This is a genomic window from Arthrobacter sp. Y-9 (assembly GCF_029690065.1).
Classification (GTDB): domain Bacteria; phylum Actinomycetota; class Actinomycetes; order Actinomycetales; family Micrococcaceae; genus Arthrobacter_E.
This window is the reverse complement of the sequence record NZ_CP121463.1, coordinates 1,620,166-1,640,594: the sequence shown is the minus strand read 5'-3', so window position 1 is coordinate 1,640,594 and position 20,429 is coordinate 1,620,166. Positions and strand designations below refer to the sequence as shown.

General features: G+C 68.7%; 18 protein-coding genes. 9 read left to right on the top strand and 9 right to left on the bottom strand.

Going from position 1 to position 20,429, the window contains the following annotated elements:
• Window positions 1-77: 77 nt before the first annotated feature.
• The 3 genes from P9849_RS07200 to P9849_RS07190 are packed head-to-tail and all read left to right on the top strand — an operon-like array spanning window position 78 to window position 2,912.
• Window positions 78-1,127, top strand: a complete 1,050-nt coding sequence (locus P9849_RS07200; RefSeq protein ID WP_278269125.1) for an ABC transporter ATP-binding protein — start codon at window positions 78-80, stop codon at window positions 1,125-1,127.
• Complete coding sequence (locus tag P9849_RS07195; RefSeq protein ID WP_278268950.1) at window positions 1,124-1,936, top strand: ABC transporter permease; 813 nt, start codon at window positions 1,124-1,126, stop codon at window positions 1,934-1,936. Before P9849_RS07200 ends, P9849_RS07195 begins: the two co-directional genes overlap by 4 nt.
• A 31-nt stretch (window positions 1,937-1,967) precedes the next feature.
• On the top strand, window positions 1,968-2,912 hold the full coding sequence (locus P9849_RS07190; protein ID WP_278268949.1) for a COX15/CtaA family protein: 945 nt from the start codon (window positions 1,968-1,970) through the stop codon (window positions 2,910-2,912).
• 301 nt (window positions 2,913-3,213) lie between these two features.
• Here the strand turns inward: P9849_RS07190 and P9849_RS07185 are convergent, their stop codons facing one another.
• Complete coding sequence (locus P9849_RS07185) at window positions 3,214-4,167, bottom strand: heme o synthase (protein ID WP_278268948.1); 954 nt, start codon at window positions 4,165-4,167, stop codon at window positions 3,214-3,216.
• 477 nt (window positions 4,168-4,644) lie between these two features.
• Between P9849_RS07185 and tkt the strand changes: the two genes are divergently transcribed.
• The 6 genes from tkt to pgl are packed head-to-tail and all read left to right on the top strand — an operon-like array spanning window position 4,645 to window position 12,914.
• Complete coding sequence (gene tkt / locus P9849_RS07180; RefSeq protein ID WP_278269124.1) at window positions 4,645-6,765, top strand: transketolase; 2,121 nt, start codon at window positions 4,645-4,647, stop codon at window positions 6,763-6,765.
• Between the two features lie 59 nt (window positions 6,766-6,824).
• A complete protein-coding gene (tal, locus tag P9849_RS07175; protein ID WP_278268947.1) occupies window positions 6,825-7,940 on the top strand; it encodes a transaldolase in 1,116 nt (371 codons plus the stop codon).
• A 7-nt stretch (window positions 7,941-7,947) separates the two neighbouring features.
• On the top strand, window positions 7,948-9,570 hold the full coding sequence (locus tag P9849_RS07170; protein WP_278268946.1) for a glucose-6-phosphate isomerase: 1,623 nt from the start codon (window positions 7,948-7,950) through the stop codon (window positions 9,568-9,570).
• Window positions 9,571-9,614: 44 nt separating this feature from the next.
• Window positions 9,615-11,171: a glucose-6-phosphate dehydrogenase gene (gene zwf, locus P9849_RS07165; protein ID WP_066212804.1), complete on the top strand. Its 1,557-nt coding sequence runs from the start codon at window positions 9,615-9,617 to the stop codon at window positions 11,169-11,171.
• A complete protein-coding gene (locus tag P9849_RS07160) occupies window positions 11,168-12,094 on the top strand; it encodes a glucose-6-phosphate dehydrogenase assembly protein OpcA (RefSeq protein ID WP_278268945.1) in 927 nt (308 codons plus the stop codon). The genes zwf and P9849_RS07160 overlap by 4 nt, the downstream gene beginning before the upstream one ends.
• Window position 12,095: 1 nt before the next feature.
• Window positions 12,096-12,914 (top strand): 6-phosphogluconolactonase, encoded by an 819-nt coding sequence (pgl, locus tag P9849_RS07155; protein WP_278268943.1) that lies wholly within the window; start codon window positions 12,096-12,098, stop codon window positions 12,912-12,914.
• A gap of 149 nt (window positions 12,915-13,063) precedes the next feature.
• Here the strand turns inward: pgl and secG are convergent, their stop codons facing one another.
• The 8 genes from secG to rapZ form a co-directional block, all read right to left on the bottom strand.
• The gene (secG, locus tag P9849_RS07150) at window positions 13,064-13,318 is read right to left on the bottom strand and encodes a preprotein translocase subunit SecG (RefSeq protein ID WP_278268942.1); all 255 of its coding nucleotides are present in this window, start codon (window positions 13,316-13,318) and stop codon (window positions 13,064-13,066) included.
• A 40-nt stretch (window positions 13,319-13,358) separates the two neighbouring features.
• Window positions 13,359-14,159 carry a triose-phosphate isomerase gene (tpiA, locus tag P9849_RS07145; protein WP_278268941.1) on the bottom strand — a complete coding sequence of 267 codons (801 nt, stop codon included), beginning with the start codon at window positions 14,157-14,159 and terminating at the stop codon, window positions 13,359-13,361.
• An 81-nt stretch (window positions 14,160-14,240) separates the two neighbouring features.
• Window positions 14,241-15,467, bottom strand: coding sequence for a phosphoglycerate kinase (locus P9849_RS07140; RefSeq protein ID WP_278268940.1), 1,227 nt, complete (start codon window positions 15,465-15,467; stop codon window positions 14,241-14,243).
• A gap of 10 nt (window positions 15,468-15,477) precedes the next feature.
• On the bottom strand, window positions 15,478-16,488 hold the full coding sequence (gene gap / locus P9849_RS07135) for a type I glyceraldehyde-3-phosphate dehydrogenase (protein WP_107002412.1): 1,011 nt from the start codon (window positions 16,486-16,488) through the stop codon (window positions 15,478-15,480).
• 276 nt (window positions 16,489-16,764) lie between these two features.
• On the bottom strand, window positions 16,765-17,391 hold the full coding sequence (locus tag P9849_RS07130; RefSeq protein ID WP_066212825.1) for a superoxide dismutase: 627 nt from the start codon (window positions 17,389-17,391) through the stop codon (window positions 16,765-16,767).
• Between the two features lie 159 nt (window positions 17,392-17,550).
• The gene (gene whiA, locus P9849_RS07125; protein WP_278268939.1) at window positions 17,551-18,531 is read right to left on the bottom strand and encodes a DNA-binding protein WhiA; all 981 of its coding nucleotides are present in this window, start codon (window positions 18,529-18,531) and stop codon (window positions 17,551-17,553) included.
• A gap of 8 nt (window positions 18,532-18,539) precedes the next feature.
• On the bottom strand, window positions 18,540-19,556 hold the full coding sequence (gene yvcK, locus P9849_RS07120; protein WP_278268938.1) for a uridine diphosphate-N-acetylglucosamine-binding protein YvcK: 1,017 nt from the start codon (window positions 19,554-19,556) through the stop codon (window positions 18,540-18,542).
• Window positions 19,556-20,389 (bottom strand): RNase adapter RapZ, encoded by an 834-nt coding sequence (rapZ, locus tag P9849_RS07115; RefSeq protein WP_278269123.1) that lies wholly within the window; start codon window positions 20,387-20,389, stop codon window positions 19,556-19,558. The genes yvcK and rapZ overlap by 1 nt, the downstream gene beginning before the upstream one ends.
• Window positions 20,390-20,429: the final 40 nt, after the last annotated feature.

Below are 20,429 nucleotides of genomic sequence, written 5' to 3'. Positions count from 1 at the left end.
CCGGCCTGCTGGACGCCGACCGGAACGCCGCCTTCCGGGCCGCTCCGGGCACCTTCTACCTCGCGTAGAATGCTATGGTGCGTTCCGCTGCTCCCCCAGTCCTCGTGATCGATTCCCTCGTCAAGGATGTCGGTCCGGTCACGGCCCTCGACGGCCGCATGATGCGCGTCGTCGCCGGCCTCTCCCTGACCGCTCACGCCGGCGAGGTGACCGCCCTGCTCGGCGTCAACGGCGCCGGCAAGACCACCACCCTCGAATGCGCCCAGGGCCTCCAGCGCCGGACGGACGGGCGTGTCGAACTGCTCGGCCAGGACCCCGACACCGCGGGCCCCGAGCTCCGCGCCCGGGTCGGCGTCATGCTCCAGGACGGCGGCCTGCCGCCCTCCGCGCATCCGATCCCGCTGCTCCAGCACATCGCCCGCATGTACCAGGATCCCTGGCCCGTGGACGACCTGGTCGAGCGGCTCTCCATCGCCGAGTTCGCCCGCACCTCCGTCCGCAGGCTCTCCGGCGGTCAGAAGCAACGCCTCGCCCTCGCCGCCGCCCTCATCGGCCGCCCCGAGGTCCTCTTCCTGGACGAGCCGAGCGCCGGCATGGATCCGCAGTCGCGGCAGCTGGTCTTCACCCTGATCCAGGAACTCCGCGATTCCGGCATGGGCATCGTGCTGACCACCCATCTCATGGACGACGCCGAGCGCCTGGCGGACTACGTCTACATCGTCGACGCCGGGCGGATCGTCGCCGAGGGCACCGTCGCCTCACTGCTCGCGCACCGCGACGACGCCGGCTCCGAGAACCGCACCCTGACCTTCGACGCCGATCCCGGGCTCACGTTCGCCCTTCCCGACGGTCTCGACGTTGCCGAGACCCGGGCCGGGTCCTACGCCGTGGAGGGGATCAGCACCCCGGCGCATCTGCGCGCCATCGCCACCGCCTGGGAGGACGGCGGCGTCTTCCCCCGCAGCCTCTCGATGTCGTCCTCCACCCTGGAGGACGTCTTCCTCGACATCGCGGCCCGCAGCGCGGAGCAGTCCCAGGACGAGCAAGCCTCGGCCGCGCAGGCCAGGGACAACGGCTCCCGGCGGACCTCCCTGACGAACCACGCCCCGAACGGAGGCCGCGAATGACGGCCAACAGCACCCCCGCCCCCGGCACCGGGTCCGGCGTGCGCCCCGGCAATCCCGGGCTCACCGCCCAGCGTCCCGCATCCACCCTGCAGCGCGTCCTCGCCCAGGGACGCTACGAGACCCTGACGATGCTCCGCAACGGCGAGCAGCTCGTCCTCGCCATCGTGCTGCCGCTCATGGCGCTCTTCGCCCTGCGTTTCACCCCTCTTCTGGATGATCTCCAGGGCGCCCGTGTGGACATCGCCGTCCCCGGCGTGCTCGCCCTGTGCACCATGTCCACTGCCTTCACGGGCCAGGGCATCTCCACGGGCTTCGACCGCCGCTACGGCGTCCTCCGCTTCCTGTCCACCACGCCGCTGGGCCGCGGCGGACTGATCGCCGGCAAGATCCTGGCGGTTCTCTCCGTGCTGGCGATCCAGACCGTGGTGATCTCCGTGGTGGGCCTGTTCCTCGGCTGGCAGCCGAACGGAGTGGGCCTCCTGCTGGCGATCCCGCTGCTGATCCTGGGCGCCGCCGCCTTCACCGCCCTCGGCCTGCTCGTGGCGGGCACGGTGCGGCCCGAGGCCACCCTGGCCCTGACGAACCTCCTGTGGATCCTGCTCGGCGCCCTCGGCGGGGTCGTGGTCCCTCCGGGCCGTCTGCCCGGCCTGATCGGCGAGGTGGCGCCGTTCCTCCCGTCCGGCGCCCTGGGCGACGCCCTGCGCGCGGCGCTTCTGCACGGCACGGTGGACGTGGCCGCCGTCGTCATCCTGGTCCTCTGGGCCGGGGTGGCCGGGGTCCTGGCCGTGAAATGGTTCAAGTGGAATTGATGATGCGAGTAACGATGGATGAGGTACCTGTATGAATGCCAGCACCCCTCTGGGTGAACGGATCAACCGTCTCGTGGAACGGCTTCCCACCGAGGTCGACGGCCGCGTCCGCAAGCTGTCCATCGCCTCGCTGGTCGGTCAGATCATCCTCATCGGAACCGGCGGCGCGGTCCGCCTGACCTCCTCCGGCCTGGGCTGCCCCACCTGGCCGCGCTGCACGAGCGAGTCGCTCGTCAACACCCCGGAGATGGGCGTCCACGGCATCATCGAGTTCGGCAACCGCACGCTGACGTTCCTGCTGGCCGCCGTCGCGCTGCTGATGCTCGTGGCGCTGTGGCGGATCCGCAAGGAGCGCCGCGACCTCTTCGTCCTGGCGCTCGGCCTGCTCGCCAGCATCCCGGCCCAGGCGATCATCGGCGGCATCACCGTGCTGTCCGGGCTGAACCCCTGGGTGGTGGGCCTGCACTTCCTGGTCTCGATGGCGCTGGTGATCTTCGCCATGCTGCTCGTGAACCGCGCCTACGGCCGCACCGGTCGCTTCATGAACCGCACGCTGGAAGCGCTCCCGGGCATCGCCGCGCCGCTCACCGCCGCTGTGGCCTTCTTCGCCGCCCTCGCCGTCGTGCTCGGCGTGGTCGTGACGGGCGCCGGCCCGCACGCCGGTGACGCCAACGCCCCGCGCAACGGTCTCGACTGGGACGTGGTCAGCCACTTCCACGCCGTGCCCGCCTATCTCGTGACCGCCGGGGTGCTCGTGGCCGTCGTGCTGGCCTTCCGTCACCGGATCCAGGGTCTGTTCCGCTCCGCCGGGCTGACCCTGCTCGGCGTCACACTGCTCCAGGCGGCGATCGGCTTCATCCAGTACTACAACGGCATCCCGCCGCTCCTGGTGGGCTCGCACATGGTCGTCGGCGCACTGCTCATGGCCGCCGCCACGAACCTCGCGGATGTGAGCCGCTGGAGCCCCAAGGCCTGATCCTCACCCTCGAAGGCCCCGCCACCGGCGGGGCCTTCGTCGTCCCCGGACTCAGGCTGAGCAGTGCTTCACGGTGGACGCACGACGACGGCGGCCCAGGCTCCGGCGTCGCACTCCCCTGCTTGCGCCGGCTCGCCTGCCGCCCTGGCCCCCCCTGCTGCCTTCGCTCCCCTGCGCACCCCCGCCTCCGCACCGCCCGGCCTGGCCGGAGGACACCCCGGACACGACGAAGGCCCGGCCATTCGGCCGGGCCCTACGTGCTCCCGGGAAGTTCAGACTGGCGGCGTCTGAGCCTGCCTGGTCAGAAGCCTGCCATGAGCGGGCCGCCGACGAACGGGTCCACGGCGAGAGCCAGGAACAGCACGGTCAGGTAGCTGATGGAGCCATGGAAGACCTTCATGGCGCGCTTGTTGTCCACATTCTCGCCCTGGGCCTGGTTGTACAGGCTGTGGGACTCCCAGAGGAACCAGGCGCCGGACAGGACGGCCGCGATCGAGTAGACCCAGCCGGCGCCGCCCACCGGGATCATGAGCAGCGAGCAGGCGACCATGGCCCACGCGTACAGGACGACCTGGACGGAGACCACCTTCGCGCCGGCGATGGCCCCGAGCATCGGGACCTCGGCCTTGCGGTAGTCCTCGCCGTACTTCATGGACAGGGGCCAGTAGTGCGGCGGGGTCCAGAGGAAGATCACCATGAAGAGGACGAGCGCGGGCCATTCGACCGTGTCCCGCACGGCGGCCCAGGCGATCAGGACCGGGAAGCAGCCGGCCGCCCCGCCCCAGACGATGTTCTGAGCGGTGCGGCGCTTGAGGATCAGCGTGTAGATGACCACGTAGAAGAAGATCGCACCCAGGCCCAGCAGGGCGGAGAGGCCGTTCGCGCCGACCCAGAGGATCAGGATGGACGCGATGCCGAGCAGGGTCGCGAAGACCAGCGCTTCCCGGGGCGTGACCTCGCCCGTGACGAGGGGCCGGTTCTTGGTGCGCTTCATCACCTTGTCGATGTCACGGTCGATGTAGCAGTTGAAGGCTCCGGCGCTGCCGGCCGCGAACGCGCCACCCACCATGGTGGCGACCATGAGGCCGATCGACGGGAAGCCGCGCTGGGCGAAGATCATGGTCGGCAGGGTGCTCACCAGCAGCAGCTCGATCACACGCGGCTTGGTCAGGGCGACGTACGCCTTCAGCTTGCGGGAGAAACCGCCTCCCTGCGGCAATGACGGCGTGCGGAGGGCGGATTCTGAAGTGCTCACGGCGACGATGACCTTAGTTTCTGCTACGCGACTGATGACCGGCCCGTCCTGCGGCGCGGGTGAATCCCGCGATCCGCGCATGGACCGGCCCGTTTCATTCTACCGCCAGCTCCTCCCTGGCCCGGTCAGGCGGGCCTCCACGTCCGCCCTCCGCGGACACCGGGCGCCGGAGCATTGCCCCAGGTAAACGGGAGGCCGCTCTCGAGCGGGTTCATCTTTGACATAAATCACACTTAAACCAGAGGGTGCCACCAGAACCCCCGCGAATCGGGCTAAGCTGAACACAGCTCGGCTTGGCGGCCCCGGACTCCCCGATGATGCGAGGGAACAGGGTGCGCAGGCCGGTGGTTATTCAATGGTGAACGAGAGCGCGGAGAACTCGCTGCGGGCGCCACAGCTGTGCCCCGGGCACGGGACCGCAGGGTGGCCGCACTCTCGAAAACACACAAGAGAAGGGGCCCGGTTTCCGTGTCACAAGTGGAAGAACAGCAACTGTCCTGGACTGATCTCGACCAGCGTGCGGTAGACACCATTCGCGTTCTGGCCGCAGATGCGGTGGAGAAGGTCGGCAACGGACACCCCGGGACGGCGATGAGCCTCGCCCCGGCCGCCTACCTGCTCTTCCAGAAACTGATGCGACACGATCCGAAGAACCCGGACTGGGTGGGCCGCGACCGCTTCATCCTCTCCCCCGGTCACACGTCGCTGACCCTGTACATCCAACTCTTCCTCTCCGGTTACGGCCTGGCGCTCGAAGACCTCGAGGCACTCCGCACCTGGGGCTCGCTGACCCCGGGCCACCCCGAGTACAAGCACACCGCCGGTGTCGAGATCACCACGGGCCCGCTCGGCCAGGGTCTCGCCTCCTCCGTCGGCTTCGCCTACTCCGGCCGCCGCGAGCGGGGCCTGTTCGACGCCGACGCCCCCGCGGGCGAGTCGCCGTTCGACCACACCATCTGGGTCATCGCCTCCGACGGCGACCTCCAGGAAGGCGTGACCTCCGAGGCCTCCTCGCTGGCCGGCCTGCAGGAGCTCGGCAACCTGGTCGTGCTGTACGACGAGAACCACATCTCGATCGAGGACGACACCGACATCGCGTTCACCGAGGATGTCCTCAAGCGCTACGAGGCGTACGGCTGGCACACGCAGCGCGTCGACTGGACCAAGACCGGCGAATACGTCGAGGACGTCCACGAGCTGTACAACGCCCTCCTTGCGGCCAAGGCGGAGACGGGCAAGCCGTCCATCATCTCCCTGCGCACCATCATCGGTTACCCGGCCCCCACCAAGCAGAACACCGGTAAGATCCACGGCTCCGCCCTCGGCGCCGGCGAGGTCGCCACCCTCAAGGAGGTCCTCGGCTTCGACCCCGAGAAGTCCTTCCAGGTGGACCCCGAGGTCCTGGCCCACGCCCGTCAGGTCGTGGAGCGCGGCGCCGCCGCCCACCAGGCCTGGCAGGAGCAGTTCGACGCCTGGTCCGCCGCGAACCCGGAGGGCGCCGCCCTCCTCAAGCGCCTCGAGGCCCACGAGCTGCCCTCCGACCTCTCGGGTGCGCTCCCCGTGTTCGAGGCCGGCAAGGACGTCTCCACCCGCGCCGCGTCCGGCAAGGTGCTCAACGCCATCGGCCCGGTCATGCCGGAACTGTGGGGCGGCTCCGCCGACCTCGCCGAGTCCAACAACACCACGCTGGAGGGTGAGCCGTCGTTCATCCCCGTGGGCCGCTCCACCAACGCGTGGAAGGGCAACCCGTACGGCCGCGTCCTGCACTTCGGCATCCGCGAGCACGCCGCCGCGTCGATCGTGAACGGCATCACGCTGTCGGGCAACACCCGCGCCTTCTCCGGGACCTTCCTGATCTTCTCGGACTACCAGCGTCCCGCCATCCGCCTCGGCGCCCTGATGGGCGTGCCGTCCCTGTACGTGTGGACGCACGACTCCATCGGCCTCGGCGAGGACGGCCCCACCCACCAGCCCGTGGAGCAGCTCGCCTCGCTGCGCGCGATCCCCGGTCTCGACGTCGTCCGTCCGGGCGACGCCAACGAGGTCGCCGTGGCCTGGCACACCATGCTGGAGAACCACGAGAACCCGGCAGGCATCGTCCTGACCCGCCAGAACATCCCGACCTACGCCCGTGGCGAAGGCGAGGCCTCCGGTGACGTCTTCGGCTCCGCGGCCGGCACCGCCCGCGGTGGTTACGTCCTGGCCGAGGCCAGCCGCGACGGCGCCTCCGTCACGCCGGAGGTCATCCTGATCGCCACCGGTTCCGAGGTCCAGCTGGCCGTCGAGGCCCGCGAGTCGCTCCAGGCCGACGGCATCCCGACCCGCGTCGTGTCCATGCCGTGTGTCGAGTGGTTCAAGAAGCAGGACGCCGCCTACCAGGAAGCCGTCCTCCCGGCCGCCGTGACCGCACGCGTCTCCGTCGAGGCGGGCCTCGCCCTGACCTGGCGCGAGTTCGTCGGCGACGCCGGCCGCTCCATCTCGCTCGAGCACTTCGGCGCCTCCGCCGACTACAAGCGCCTCTTCCAGGAGTTCGGCATCACCACCGAAGCAGTGGTCGCCGCCGCGAAGGACTCCCTGGACTCGCTGGCCACCGCCTGAGCCGGCACAGAGCAACGCCAGTACAGAGCTACAAGGTACAGAACCGAGGAATTTGAAACATGAGCACTCCCACTGCAGAACTGTCCAACGCCGGTGTCTCCATCTGGCTTGACGACCTCTCCCGCAAGCGCCTGAACACGGGCAATCTTCAGGAGCTCATCGCCGAGAAGAACGTGGTCGGCGTGACCACCAACCCGAGCATCTTCCAGGCGGCCATCACGGGCGGCCAGGACTACGCCGCGCAGATCAAGGAACTGGCAGCCGCCGGGGCCGACGCCGAGAAGGCCGTCTTCGAGATCACGACCTCCGACGTCGCGGACGCCTGCGACGTCTTCGCCGAGGTGGCCAAGGCCACCGACGGTGTCGACGGCCGTGTCTCCATCGAGGTCGATCCCCGCAAGGCGTGGGACACCGAGGGCACCATCGCCGAGGCGAAGGAACTGCACGCCAAGGTCGGCAAGGACAACGTCCACATCAAGATCCCCGCCACCCAGGAAGGCCTGGAGGCCATCACGGCCACCATCGCCGAGGGCATCAGCGTCAACGTGACCCTGATCTTCTCCCTGGAGCGTTACCGCGCGGTCATCAACGCCTACCTGAACGGTCTGGAGCAGGCCAAGGCCAAGGGTCTGGACCTCTCCAAGATCCACTCGGTCGCTTCCTTCTTCGTCTCCCGCGTGGACACCGAGATCGACAAGCGCCTGAACACGCTGGGCACCGACGAGGCCGCGGCCCTCAAGGGCAAGGCCGGCGTGGCGAACGCCCGCCTCGCGTACCAGGTCTTCGAGGAGCTCTTCTCCACCGAGCGCTGGAACGTGCTGGCCGCCGCAGGCGCCCGCCCGCAGCGCCCGCTCTGGGCCTCCACCGGCGTGAAGGACCCGGCGTACCCGGACACCCTGTACGTGACGGGGCTCGTCGCACAGGGCGTGGTGAACACCATGCCGGAGAAGACCCTCGACGCCGTCTTCGACCACGGCGACGTCACCGGTGACACCATCACCGGCACGTTCGCCGAGTCGAACGAGGTCCTGGACGCACTCGAGAAGATCGGCATCTCCTACAACGACGTCGTGGCCAAGCTCGAGACCGAAGGTCTCGACAAGTTCGTGGCCAGCTGGAAGGAACTGCTGGCCGACGTCCAGGCCGCTCTCGACACCGCATCCAAGGAAGGCTGACACCTCCATGAGCACCCTGAGCTACGACGCCGCCGGCGCGGCAGCCGACGCCAAGACCCGTCACATCGGCCAGCTGGTCGAGGACCACGTCGCCACACGGATCATCGCCAAGGACTTCACCCTGTGGGGTCCCGAGGCCGAGTCCGAGTCCTCCATCCGCCTCGGCTGGGTGGAGGCCCCGGCGGTCTCCCGTCCGCTCGTGGACGGGATCGTCAGCCTGCGCGAAGAGCTTCACGCCGAGGGGGTCGACCATGTCGTCCTCTGCGGCATGGGCGGCTCCTCCCTGGCCCCCGAGGTCATCACCGCGACGGCCGGCGTCGAGCTCACGGTGCTGGACAGCACCGACCCGGAGCAGGTCGCCGCGGCCCTCGCCGACCGCCTGGAGCGGACCGTCGTCGTCGTGTCGTCCAAGTCCGGTTCCACGGTGGAGACCGACTCGCAGCGTCGCGCTTTCGAGGCGGCGTTCGAGGCGGCCGGCATCGATCCGAAGAGCCGCGTGGTGGTCGTGACCGATCCGGGCTCGCCCCTGGATGAGGCCGCGCGCGCCGCAGGCTACCGGGCCGTCTTCAACGCGGACCCGAACGTCGGCGGCCGCTTCTCCGCGCTGACCGCCTTCGGCCTGGTGCCGTCGGGTCTGGCCGGCGTGGACATCGCGGCGCTCCTGGACGAGGCCGAGGACACCCTCGAGATCCTCAACGAGGACGACACGGACAACATCGGCCTCGCGCTCGGCGCCGCTCTCGGCGGCACCGAGCCGCTCCGGAACAAGATCGTGATCGTGGACAACGGTTCCGGGATCGTCGGATTCGCCGACTGGGCGGAGCAGCTGATCGCCGAATCCACCGGCAAGAGCGGCAAGGGCCTGCTGCCCGTCGTCGCGCCGGCGGACGCTCCGGAGCTGTCCCTGGACGCGCCTGATGTCCTGGTGGTCCGTCTGGTCTCCCCCGAGGACGACGACGCTGCCGCCACCGGCAACGAGGTCGAGATCGCCGGTGGGCTGGCGTCGCAGATGGTCGTCTGGGAGTTCGCGGTCGCCGTCGCGGGTCGCCTCCTCGGCATCAACCCGTACGACCAGCCCGATGTGGAGGCCGCCAAGGTCGCCGCACGCGGTCTGCTCGACGCCCGCCCGGAGCCGGTGCCCGCCGACTTCACCGACGGCGCCATCGAGGTGCGCGGCGGCGAGTGGCTGGCCGAGGCCGAGGTGAACGAAACCGTCGAGTCCGCCCTCAAGGCCCTGCTGGGCCGTCTGGATGACCGTGGGTACGTGAGCGTCCAGGCCTACCTGGACCGTCTCGCCTACCCGCAGCTCGAGTCGGTGCGCAACCCGCTCGTGTCCGTGACCGGGCGTCCCGTGACGTTCGGCTGGGGTCCGCGCTTCCTGCACTCCACCGGCCAGTTCCACAAGGGCGGCCCCGCCGAAGGCGTGTTCCTCCAGATCACGGCGGACAGCTCCACCGATGTGGTCATCCCGGAGAGGCCGTTCACCTTCGGACAGCTGATCTCGGCTCAGGCCGCTGGCGACGCCCAGGTCCTCACCGACCACGGCGTCCCGGTCCTCCGGCTGCACCTCACCGACCGCGCGGCCGGTGTGCGTCAGCTCCTGGACATCGTCAACAACCTGGGCCGCTGAGCCCAGAACCCATCCCTCCATATCGCTAAGGCTCCTCAAGCACTATGCCAACACGTGAACCTGGCGCCCAGAACGGCGGTCTCCGGAACCCCTTGCGGGATCCGCGGGACCGCCGTCTGAGCCGGATTGCCGGTCCGTCCTCCCTTGTCCTCTTCGGTGTCACGGGTGACCTCGCCCGTAAGAAGCTCATGCCGGCCGTGTATGACCTGGCCAACCGTGGGCTCCTCCCTCCCAGCTTCGCCCTGGTGGGCTTCGCCCGCCGGCAGTGGGAGAACGAGGATTTCGCCGCCGAGGTCCTCGAATCCGTCAAACAGCACTGCCGCACACCCTTCGATCAGCGGGTCTGGGACCAGCTGTCCCTGGGCATCCGCTTCGTGCAGGGTGAATTCGACGACGACGAGGCCTTCGAACGTCTCAAGGCCACCATCGAAGAACTCGACCGGGAACGGGGCACGCGCGGCAATCACGCGTTCTACCTCTCCATCCCGCCGAAGGCCTTCGAGCTCGTCTGCACCCAGCTGTCCAAGCACGGCCTGGCTCAGGCCGAGCCGGGCACCTGGCGCCGAGTGGTCATCGAAAAGCCCTTCGGCCATGACCTCGAGTCGGCCCGCGCGCTGAACGACATCGTCGAATCCGTGTTCCCCCCGGACTCGGTGTTCCGCATCGACCACTACCTCGGCAAGGAGACGGTCCAGAACATCCTGGCCCTCCGCTTCGCCAATCAGCTCTTCGAGCCGATCTGGAATGCCAACTACGTGGACCACGTGCAGATCACCATGGCCGAGGACATCGGCACCGGTGGCCGCGCGGGCTACTACGACGGCGTGGGCGCGGCCCGCGACGTCATCCAGAACCACCTCCTGCAGCTCCTCGCGCTGACGGCCATGGAGGAGCCCATCTCCTTCAACGCCGAAGACCTTCGCGCGGAGAAGGAGAAGGTCCTGGCGGCCGTCAAGCTGCCGGATGACCTCTCGACGCACTCCGCCCGGGGTCAGTTCTCCGGCGGTCTTCAGGGCGGCGAGGAAGTCCTCGGCTACCTGGAGGAGGAAGGGATCCCGGCGGACTCCACCACGGAGACCTTCGCGGCGATCCGGGTGGACATCAACACCCGTCGCTGGGCCGGTGCGCCGTTCTATCTGCGCACGGGCAAGCGTCTTGGCCGCCGCGTGACCGAGATCGCCGTCGTCTTCAAGAAGGCGCCGAACCTCCTGTTCCGGGAGAACGGCGACGAGGACTTCGGCCAGAACGCCGTGGTCATCCGCGTCCAGCCCGATGAGGGCGCCACCATCCGCTTCGGTTCCAAGGTTCCGGGCACGCAGATGGAGGTCCGCGACGTCTCGATGGACTTCGGCTACGGCCACTCCTTCACCGAGTCCAGCCCCGAAGCGTACGAGCGCCTCATCCTGGACGTCCTGCTGGGCGAGCCGCCGCTCTTCCCGCGCCACCAGGAGGTGGAGCTGTCCTGGAAGATCCTCGATCCGTTCGAGGAGTACTGGGCGAGCCTGGAGGAACAACCCGAACCGTATGCCCCGGGCAGCTGGGGTCCGTCCTCCGCGGACGAGCTCCTGGCCCGCGACGGACGCACCTGGAGAAGGCCATGATCGTCGAACTTCCCAACACCACCACCTCCAAGATCTCCAAGGAGATCACCAAGCTGCGGGAACAGGGCGGCGTCATCGCCCTCGGCCGCGTGCTCACCCTGGTGGTCCTCACCCGCAACGGGCTGGAGGATGAGGCCATCCAGGCCGCCAACGAGGCCAGCCGCGAACACCCGTGCCGCATCATCGTGCTCGCGGACGCGGGCGCCGAGGAGCCGGACCGCCTGGACGCGGAGATCCGGGTCGGCGGTGACGCCGGCGCCTCCGAAGTGATCGTGCTGCGCGGCTACGGACGCCTCTCCGAGGAGAGCGAGTCCCTGGTGTCCGCTCTCCTGCTGCCGGATGCCCCGATCGTCGCCTGGTGGCCGCACGGAGCCCCGGAGGACGCCTCCGGGACGTCCATCGGCCGCATCGCCCACCGCCGGATCACCGATTCGGCCAACGAGGCCGATCCGGTCGCGGCACTGGACAACATCCGTCGCACCTACCAGGCGGGTGACACCGATCTGGCGTGGACGCGTCTGACCAACTGGCGCATCCAGCTCGCGGCGGCGTTCGATCAGGTGGACGACACTCCTGTCACCGAGGTCGAGGTGGAAGGCGCCAGCGACTCCGCGAGCACCCTGCTGCTCGCCTCCTGGCTCGCCCTGGCCTTCGACGTCCCCGTGAAGATCGTCGAGGACCCCGCCGGCACCGGAATCCGCCGTGTGCTGATCCGCCGCCCGTCCGGCGACGTCCAGCTGCACCGCCCGGGCACCACCGTCGCGGAGCTGAGCCAGCCCGATCAGCCTCTGCAGCGGATCTCCCTCCCGCGCCGCGGCCTTCAGGACTGCCTCGCCGAAGAATTGCGCCGGCTGGACCCGGACGAGGTCTTCGGTGAAGTATTGACCGAAGGATTGCCTCGAATCGCGCAAAGGAGTGCCTGAGATGACCCACGAACCACGGGTGAGCGTCCATCCCGACTCACAGGTCCTGATGGCGGCCATCGCCGCTCGTCTGGTCACCAAACTGGTCGATGCCCAGGACCGGTTCGGAGAGGCCACGGTGGTCCTTACTGGCGGCACCGTGGGCATCGGCACGCTGCGCGCCGTCGCCGAGTCGGCGGCCGCCCCGGCCGTCAACTGGCGCCGGGTCAACTTCTGGTGGGGTGACGAGCGTTTCGTGGGCGCCGAGGACTCGGACCGGAACGCCGTCCAGGCTCAGAAGGCTCTCCTGGACAGCCTGGATTTGGATCCCGAGCGCGTGCACGTGCCGGGCTCGTCGGATGAGTTCGACTCGGTCGACGACGCCGCAGCGGACTACGCGCGCCGTCTGGCCGAGGCGGCCGCGGCCGAGCATGCCGCGGACTATTCGGATCAGCGCCCCGACGTCGCTCCGGCGCTCCCCCGCTTCGACGTCCTCCTGCTGGGTGTCGGCCCCGACGCGCACGTCGCGTCGCTCTTCCCGGAGATGGCCGGCATCCGCGAGAAGGAGGCCCTCGTGGTGGGTGTCCAGGACTCCCCCAAGCCGCCACCGCAGCGGATCTCCCTGACCCTGCCCGCCATCAACACGGCGGACGAGGTCTGGATGGTCGTGGCCGGCGATGACAAGGCCGGGGCCGTCGGGCTCGCCCTGGCCGGTGCCGGCACCGTGCAGGTCCCGGCGGCCGGTCCGCGCGGCCGGAACCGCACTCTGTGGCTGATCGACGAGGCCGCTGCCGCCAAGGTTCCCGAGAACCTGGTGCACAAGGAGCCCCGCGGGCTCTGACGCACGGCGCACACGACGAAGGGGTGGCGAGCTGCGGCTCGCCACCCCTTCGTGGTTCCCGGGCCCGGCAAGCAGGCCGTTTCCTTGAGCTACTGAACGACGAAGGCCCCCGGCATCATGCCGGGGGCCTTCCGAGTCGCTGCTGACGGTCAGCCGGCAGCGCCGTTGAACTTCATGATCAGGCCGAGGCCGATGATCACCACGGCCCAGGTGACACCCAGGATCACCGTGAAGCGGTTCAGGTTCCGCTCGGCGACACCGGAGGAGTTCAGGCCGGAAGTCATACCGCCGCCGAACATGTCGGACAGACCGCCACCGCGGCCCTTGTGCAGGAGGATCAGGAGAGTGAGAAGGAAGCTCGTCACTCCCAGGAGGATCTGCAGGATGACTTGGAGAACGCCCACAACGGCCTTTCTGCGTCGATGAGGTGAGGAACGCTGCCGGCTAGGCGCCGGCGTGCTCCTCGAACCTGACAATGTTAGCAAACTCAGCTGCATCCAGGCTGGCACCGCCGACCAACACGCCGTCCACGTCAGCCTGGCCGAGGATCGCGGCCGCGTTGGCGGCCTTCACCGAACCGCCGTACAGCAGGCGGGTCTTCGCGGCCACCTCAGCGCCGAAGAGCTCGGTGAGCTCGGCACGGATCGCCTGGCACATCTCCTGAGCATCCTCGGGGCCGGCGACCTCACCGGTGCCGATGGCCCAGACAGGCTCGTAGGCGACCACGAGTTCGGCGGCCTGCTCGGCGCTGAGACCCGCGACGTCGGCGCGGAGCTGCGTCAGCGTGTGCTCGACGTGCGTGCCGGCCTGGCGGATCTCGAGCCCTTCGCCCACGCAGAGCACCGGGATGAGCGAGTGGCGGTAGGCGGCCTGCACCTTGGCGTTGAGGACCTCGTCGCTCTCACCGTGGATGGTGCGGCGCTCACTGTGGCCCACCAGGACGTAACGGCAGCCCAGCTTGTTCAGGAAGTCGCCGGAGATGTCGCCGGTGTAGGCGCCCGAGTCGTACTGCGAGAGGTCCTGACCGCCGTACGCGATGTCCAGGTCATCACCCTGCACCAGGGTCTGCACGCCGCGCAGATCGGTGAACGGCGGGAACACCGCCACCTCGACCCGCTGGTAGTCGTGCTTCTTGTCCTCCAGGGTCCAGGCCAGCTTCTGCAGGAGCGCGATGCCCTGCAGGTGGTCCATGTTCATCTTCCAGTTGCCGGCGATGAGCGGCGTGCGCTCGGGTGTGGTGGTCACAATGGCCTCCGTGACTGTCGAGGGGATGAAGTGGGTGGGACGGGAAAGGCCGCGGCTCGGCGCCGCGGCCTTTCCTGTTCCTCAGCGGTCCAGAACGCTCAGACCGGGAAGTTCCTTGCCTTCAAGGTATTCCAGGCTCGCGCCACCGCCGGTGGAGATGTGTCCGAACTGATCGTCGGCGAAACCGAGGGTGCGCACGGCCGCGGCGGAGTCGCCACCGCCGACCACCGTGAAGCCGTCGGTCTCGGTGAGCGCCTGGGCGATCGCCCGGGTGCCCTGGGAGAACGCCTCGAACTCGAAGACGCCCATGGGACCGTTCCAGAAGACCGTCTTGGCGCCACGGATGTGCTCGGCGAAGGACGCCGCGGTGTCCGGCCCGATGTCCAGACCGATGCCGGAGGCGCCGAACGCACTCTCCTCGATGTCACTCGCGGGGACGACCTCGTGCTCGGCGTCGGCGGCGAAGCGGCTCGCCACCACGACGTCGGTCGGCACCACGAAGCGGCTGCCGGCGGCTTCCGCGCGGGCCAGGTAGTCCTGGACCACCGGGATCTGGTCCTCCTCCAGGAGACTGGATCCGACCTTGTGCCCCGCCGCTGCCAGGAAGGTGAAGAGCATGCCGCCACCCACCAGAAGCGTGTCGGCCTTGCCGATGAGGTTGTCGATGACCGCCAGCTTGTCCGAGACCTTGGAACCGCCCAGGACCACCACGTACGGGCGCTCCGGGGAGACGGTCAGCTTCTGCAGCACCTCCACCTCGGTCCTGACCAGGTCACCCTGGTAGGACGGGAGGATCGTGGCGATGTCGTAGACGCTGGCGTGCTTGCGGTGCACGGCGCCGAACGCGTCGTCCACGTAGGCGCCGTTCTCGCCGGTCAGCGCGGCGAGCTCGGCCGCGAAGGCCTGGCGCTCGGCGTCGTCCTTGCTGGTCTCGCGCGGATCGAAGCGCACGTTCTCCAGCACCAGGACCTCACCGTCCGCGAGCTTCGCGGACTGGTCCTGCGCCGAGGCGCCCACGGTGTCCGCGGCAAGGCTGACCGGGAAGCCGGCCAGCTCGGCCAGGCGGTCCACGGCCGGCTTGAGGGAGTACTTCTCCTCGGGAGCGCCCTTGGGGCGTCCGAGGTGAGCGGAGACGAGGACGCGGGCGCCGCCGTCGACCAGCTTCTGAAGGACCGGGAGAGAGGCGCGGATGCGGCCGTCGTCTGTCACTGAAGAGCCGTCGAGCGGCACGTTCAGGTCGCTTCGGACCAGAACGTGCCGCCCGCGGACACCTTCAGCGAGGAGCTCGTTGAGGGTGTGAGACGTCATGATTTAGAGCTTAGCCCAGCTTGGACGCGACCAGCTCGGTGAGGTCGACAAGACGGTTGGAGTAGCCCCACTCGTTGTCGTACCAGGAGACGACCTTGACCTGGTTGCCGATCACCTTGGTGAGTCCGGCGTCGAAGATCGAGGAAGCCGGGTCGGTGACGATGTCCGAGGAGACGATGGGGTCCTCGGTGTAGGTCAGGTAGCCCTTGAGCGGACCGGACTCGGAGGCGGCCTTGACGGCGGCGTTGACCTCTTCCACGGTGACCTCGCGGGACAGCGTGGCGGTCAGGTCGGTGGCGGAGCCGGTCGGGACCGGAACGCGCACGGCGAAGCCGTCCAGCTTGCCCTTCAGCTCGGGCAGGACCAGGCCGATGGCCTTGGCGGCGCCCGTGGAGGTCGGAACCATGTTGATGGCGGCGGCGCGGGCACGGCGCGGATCCTTGTGGGGGCCGTCCTGCAGGTTCTGGTCCGCGGTGTAGGCGTGGATCGTGGTCATGAGGCCACGCTCGATGCCGAAGGCGTCATTGATGGCCTTGGCCAGCGGGCCCAGGCAGTTGGTGGTGCAGGAGGCGTTGGAGATGATGTTGTGCTCTTCATTGTTGTAGAGCTCGTCATTCACGCCCATGACGATCGTGATGTCCTCGTCCGAAGCCGGAGCGGAGATCAGGACCTTCTTGGCACCCGCCTCGATGTGCTTCTTGGCATCCGCGGCCTTGGTGAAGAAACCGGTGGACTCGATGACGATGTCCACACCCAGCTCGCCCCAGGGCAGGTTGGCGGGGTCGCGCTCGGCGAGCACCTTGATGTGCTTGCCGTCGACGACGAGGTCCCCATCCTGGACCTCGACGGAGACGCCCAGACGGCCAGTGACCGAATCGTACTTGAGCAGGTGAGCCAGGGTTTCCGGGCTGGTCAGGTCGTTGACGGCGACGATTTCCAGGTCCGCACCCTGCGCGAGGGCTGCACGGAAGTAGTTACGGCCGATACGGCCGAAGCCGTTGATGCCAATACGGGTGGTCACTGTGCAATCTCCTTCATGCGCCACGACGACGCACGTATCGAGTCGGACCAGGTCCGACATACAGACCCCGCACGTCATTGGGCAGAGAGAATTACCGTTGTGAAAGGACTCGCAGCCACGTTGCTGAAAGGCACGAGGCCTTCCGTGATCTATCTTACGTTTAATGCAGGTGTCCGGGGCAAGTGACCGCGCGGGGCGGGCGGCAAAAGTGAGCTATATTACGGCACGGAAAAGCCCCGCCCGGCAGGCCGGACGGGGCGTCATTCCGCGGGCTGATCAGGACAGCGTGATCAGCTTGGAGGCGCCGTTGCGGGCGGCCTCGAAGCGCTCGGCCACATCGGCCCAGTTCACGATGTTCCAGAATGCCTTGACGTAGTCGGCCTTCACGTTCACGTAGTCGAGGTAGAAGGCGTGCTCCCACATGTCGAGCATGAGCAGCGGGGTGGTGCCGACGGCGACGTTGCCCTGCTGATCGTAGAGCTGCTCGATCAGGAGGTTGCCACCGATGGGCTCGTACGCCAGGAAGGCCCAGCCGGAACCCTGCAGGGCCAGAGCCGCGGCGGTGAACTGAGCGCGGAAGGCGTCGAAGGAGCCGAAGGCGTCATCGATCGCGGCGGCCAGCTCACCTTCGGGCTTGTCGCCTCCGTCCGGGGAGAGGTTCTTCCAGAACACGGAGTGGTTGGTGTGGCCACCGGTGTGGAAGGCCAGGTCCTTGGAGAGACGGTTGATGTTGGCGAAGTCGTTCTTTTCACGGGCTTCGGCGAGACCGGCCAGCGCGGCGTTGGCCCCAGCGACGTAGGCAGCGTGGTGCTTGTCGTGGTGCAGCTCCATGATGCGAGCCGAGATGTACGGCTCGAGCGCCGCGTAGTCGTAGCCCAGTTCCGGGAGTACGTACTCAGACACTGATTCCTCCAAACGTTAGGACACGGGTCCTGTGGTGACTTGTTGTCAATCCGGGAATCGCTCCCCGGAAATCTCTGAGGCATGGCCCCTGGCTGGCACAACACCGCGCCCAGCCCGGGCATTCCACGCACTACTTCATGTGACGACCAGGCCTTTTGTCTACTCGTCCAGCATCTCGGCTGTCACATTGGCCTCCGTACTCGGGATCCCGAGTTCGGCGGCGCGCTTGTCCGCCATGGCCAGCAGACGCCTGATGCGCCCGGCGATCGCGTCCTTCGTCATGGGCGGGTCGGCCAGCCGGCCGAGCTCGTCAAGACTCGCGTTCTTGTGGGCCACCCTCAGTTCACCAGCGTACTTGAGGTGATCCGGCACGTCTTCCCCCAAGATGTGGAGGGCGCGCTCCACGCGTGCGCCGGCGGCGACGGCGGCCTGTGCCGAACGGCGTAGATTGGCGTCGTCGAAGTTCGCGAGGCGGTTCGCGGTGGCACGCACCTCCTTCCGCATGCGGCGCTCCTCCCAGACCATGAGGGCGTCGTGCGCGCCCATGCGGGTGAGCAACGCGGCGATGGTGTCGCCGTCGCGGATCACCACGCGGTCCACCCCGCGCACCTCACGCGCTTTCGCGGCCAGGCCCAGACGGCGGGCCGCGCCGACCAGGGCGAGGGCGGCCTCCGGCCCGGGGCACGTGATCTCCAGGGCGGACGACCGCCCCGGTTCCGTGAGCGAGCCGTGGGCGAGGAACGCGCCGCGCCAGACGGCTTCGGCATCGGCGGCGGAACCGTTGACGACGACGGGCGGCAGCCCCCGGACCGGGCGGCCGCGCGAGTCCAGCAGGCCGGTCTGGCGAGCCAGCGACTCACCGTCCACCACCACCCGGACCACGTACCGCGAACCCCGGCGCAGGCCACCGCCGGAGACCACGATGATCTCGCTCTGATGGCCGTACACCTCGAAGATCGCGGCCCGCAGCCGGCGCGCGGTGGCGGCGAGGTCCACTTCGGCCTCGATCACGATCCTGCCGGAGATGATGTGCAGTCCCCCGGCGAAGCGCAGCAGAGCGGAGACCTCGGCCTTGCGCTCGGAAACCTTCTTCACGTCCAGCCGGGACAGTTCTTCCTTGACGGATGCGGTCAGCGCCACACGTGCTCCTATTTCCTGTTGAAAACTTCGTGATAGGCGGTGGCCAGCCGCAGCGGGTCGTGCACCGCGGCGGAGCGGGGGCTCCGCACGGTGGCCAGATGGACTTCGGCCCCCAGACGGCCGGCCTCGGCGATGAATTCCTCGCGGTCGCCCACGGAATCCGGATCCGCGATCACCACGTCGAAACCGACCTCGGGGGCGTACTCGCGCAGCACCCGCAGGTGATCGGCGGCGCTCATGCCTACCGTCTCCTTGGTCTCCGTGGTCAGGTTCATGGCCAGGGCCCGCCGTGCCGGCGTGCTCGCCAGCGCTGACCGCATCTCCGGCAGCAGCAGATGCGGCAGCACCGAGGTGTACCAGGACCCCGGTCCGAGGACCACCCAGTCGGCGAGTTCAATCGCGCTCAGGGCCTCCGCGCATGCCGGGGCGTCCTGCGGGATGAGCCGGACGTTCTCCAGCTCCCCCGCGACGGCGCACTGGGCCTGGCCGCGGATCGTGCGCGAACCGGCCTCGCCATCCGCTCCGGGGATCTTCGCCTCGCCCTCGATCGTGAGCGGGACGGTGGACATCGGCAGCACCTGCCCGCGGGCGCCCAGCAGGGCCCCCGCCCACTTCAGCCCGTCCACCGGATTGCCCAGCAGTTCCCAGAGCGTGATGATCAGGAGATTGCCCATGGCGTGCTCGTCGAGGGCTCCACTGCCCCCGGGGCGGCCCCGGAAGCGGTGCTGCATGACGTCACGCCACGTGCGTCCCCAGTCCGTGTCATCGCAGAGCGCCGCCAGCGCCATGCGCAGGTCGCCGGGCGGGAGGACGCCGAAGTCCTGGCGCAGACGCCCGGAGGACCCGCCGTCGTCGGCCACGGTCACCACCGCCGTCAGCGACGTGGTGAGCAGACGCAGAGCGCTCAAGGTGGCGGACAGCCCATGTCCGCCGCCGAGCGCCACCACGGCGGGGCCCGCGCCGTCCTGCGCTGCGGCCCGCCCACCGGGCGGGACCAGCGGAAGCTGGCCGGTGAAGATCGTCACTACTCGCGCCCCAGGTCTCGGTGGCTCGTGTTGACGGTGACATTGGGCAGCTGGGCGAGGCGCTTGGAGAGCTCCTCGGACATGGCCACGGACCGGTGCTTGCCGCCGGTGCAGCCGACGGCGATCGTGGCATAGTGCTTGTTCTCGCGGCGGTAGCCGGCCAGCACGGGCTCGAGGGCCTTGACGTAATTCCCCAGGAACTCCTCCGCGCCGGACGCGGCCAGCACGTAGTCCCGGACGTCCTCGTCCTGCCCCGTGTGCGGGCGCAGCTCGGGGATCCAGTGCGGGTTCGGGAGGAACCGCACGTCGGCGACGTAGTTGGCATCCACGGGCAGGCCGTACTTGAACCCGAAGCTCATGACGTTCAAGCGCAGGACCACGGGCCCGGAGTCGGTGAAGAGGTCGGTGACCGCGCTGGCCAGGCCGTGGACATTCAGCGAGGAGGTGTCCAGCACGATGTCGGCCTTATGCCGGAGGTCCTTGAGCAGTTCGCGCTCCGCAGCGATCCCGTCCAGGATCCGGCCACCGTTCTGCAGCGGGTGCGGACGGCGCCCCTGCTCGAAACGGCGGACGAGCACTTCGTCGGAGGCGTCCAGGAACAGGACCTGGTACTTGATGCCGCTGGCCGAGAGGTTGGTGAGGGACTCCAGGATGTTCGCGGACAGGCCCTTGCTGCGCAGATCGACGACGGCGGCCAGCTTGGGGATCGCGGGCCCGGCATGGGACACGATCTCGGTCAGCATGTTGAGCATCTTCGGCGGGATGTTGTCCACCACGTACCAGCCGTGGTCCTCCAGTGCGTCCGCGGCCGTGCTGCGGCCCGCACCGGACATGCCGGTGATGATCAGCAGTTCGGCGTTGTGCTCCTGGGCC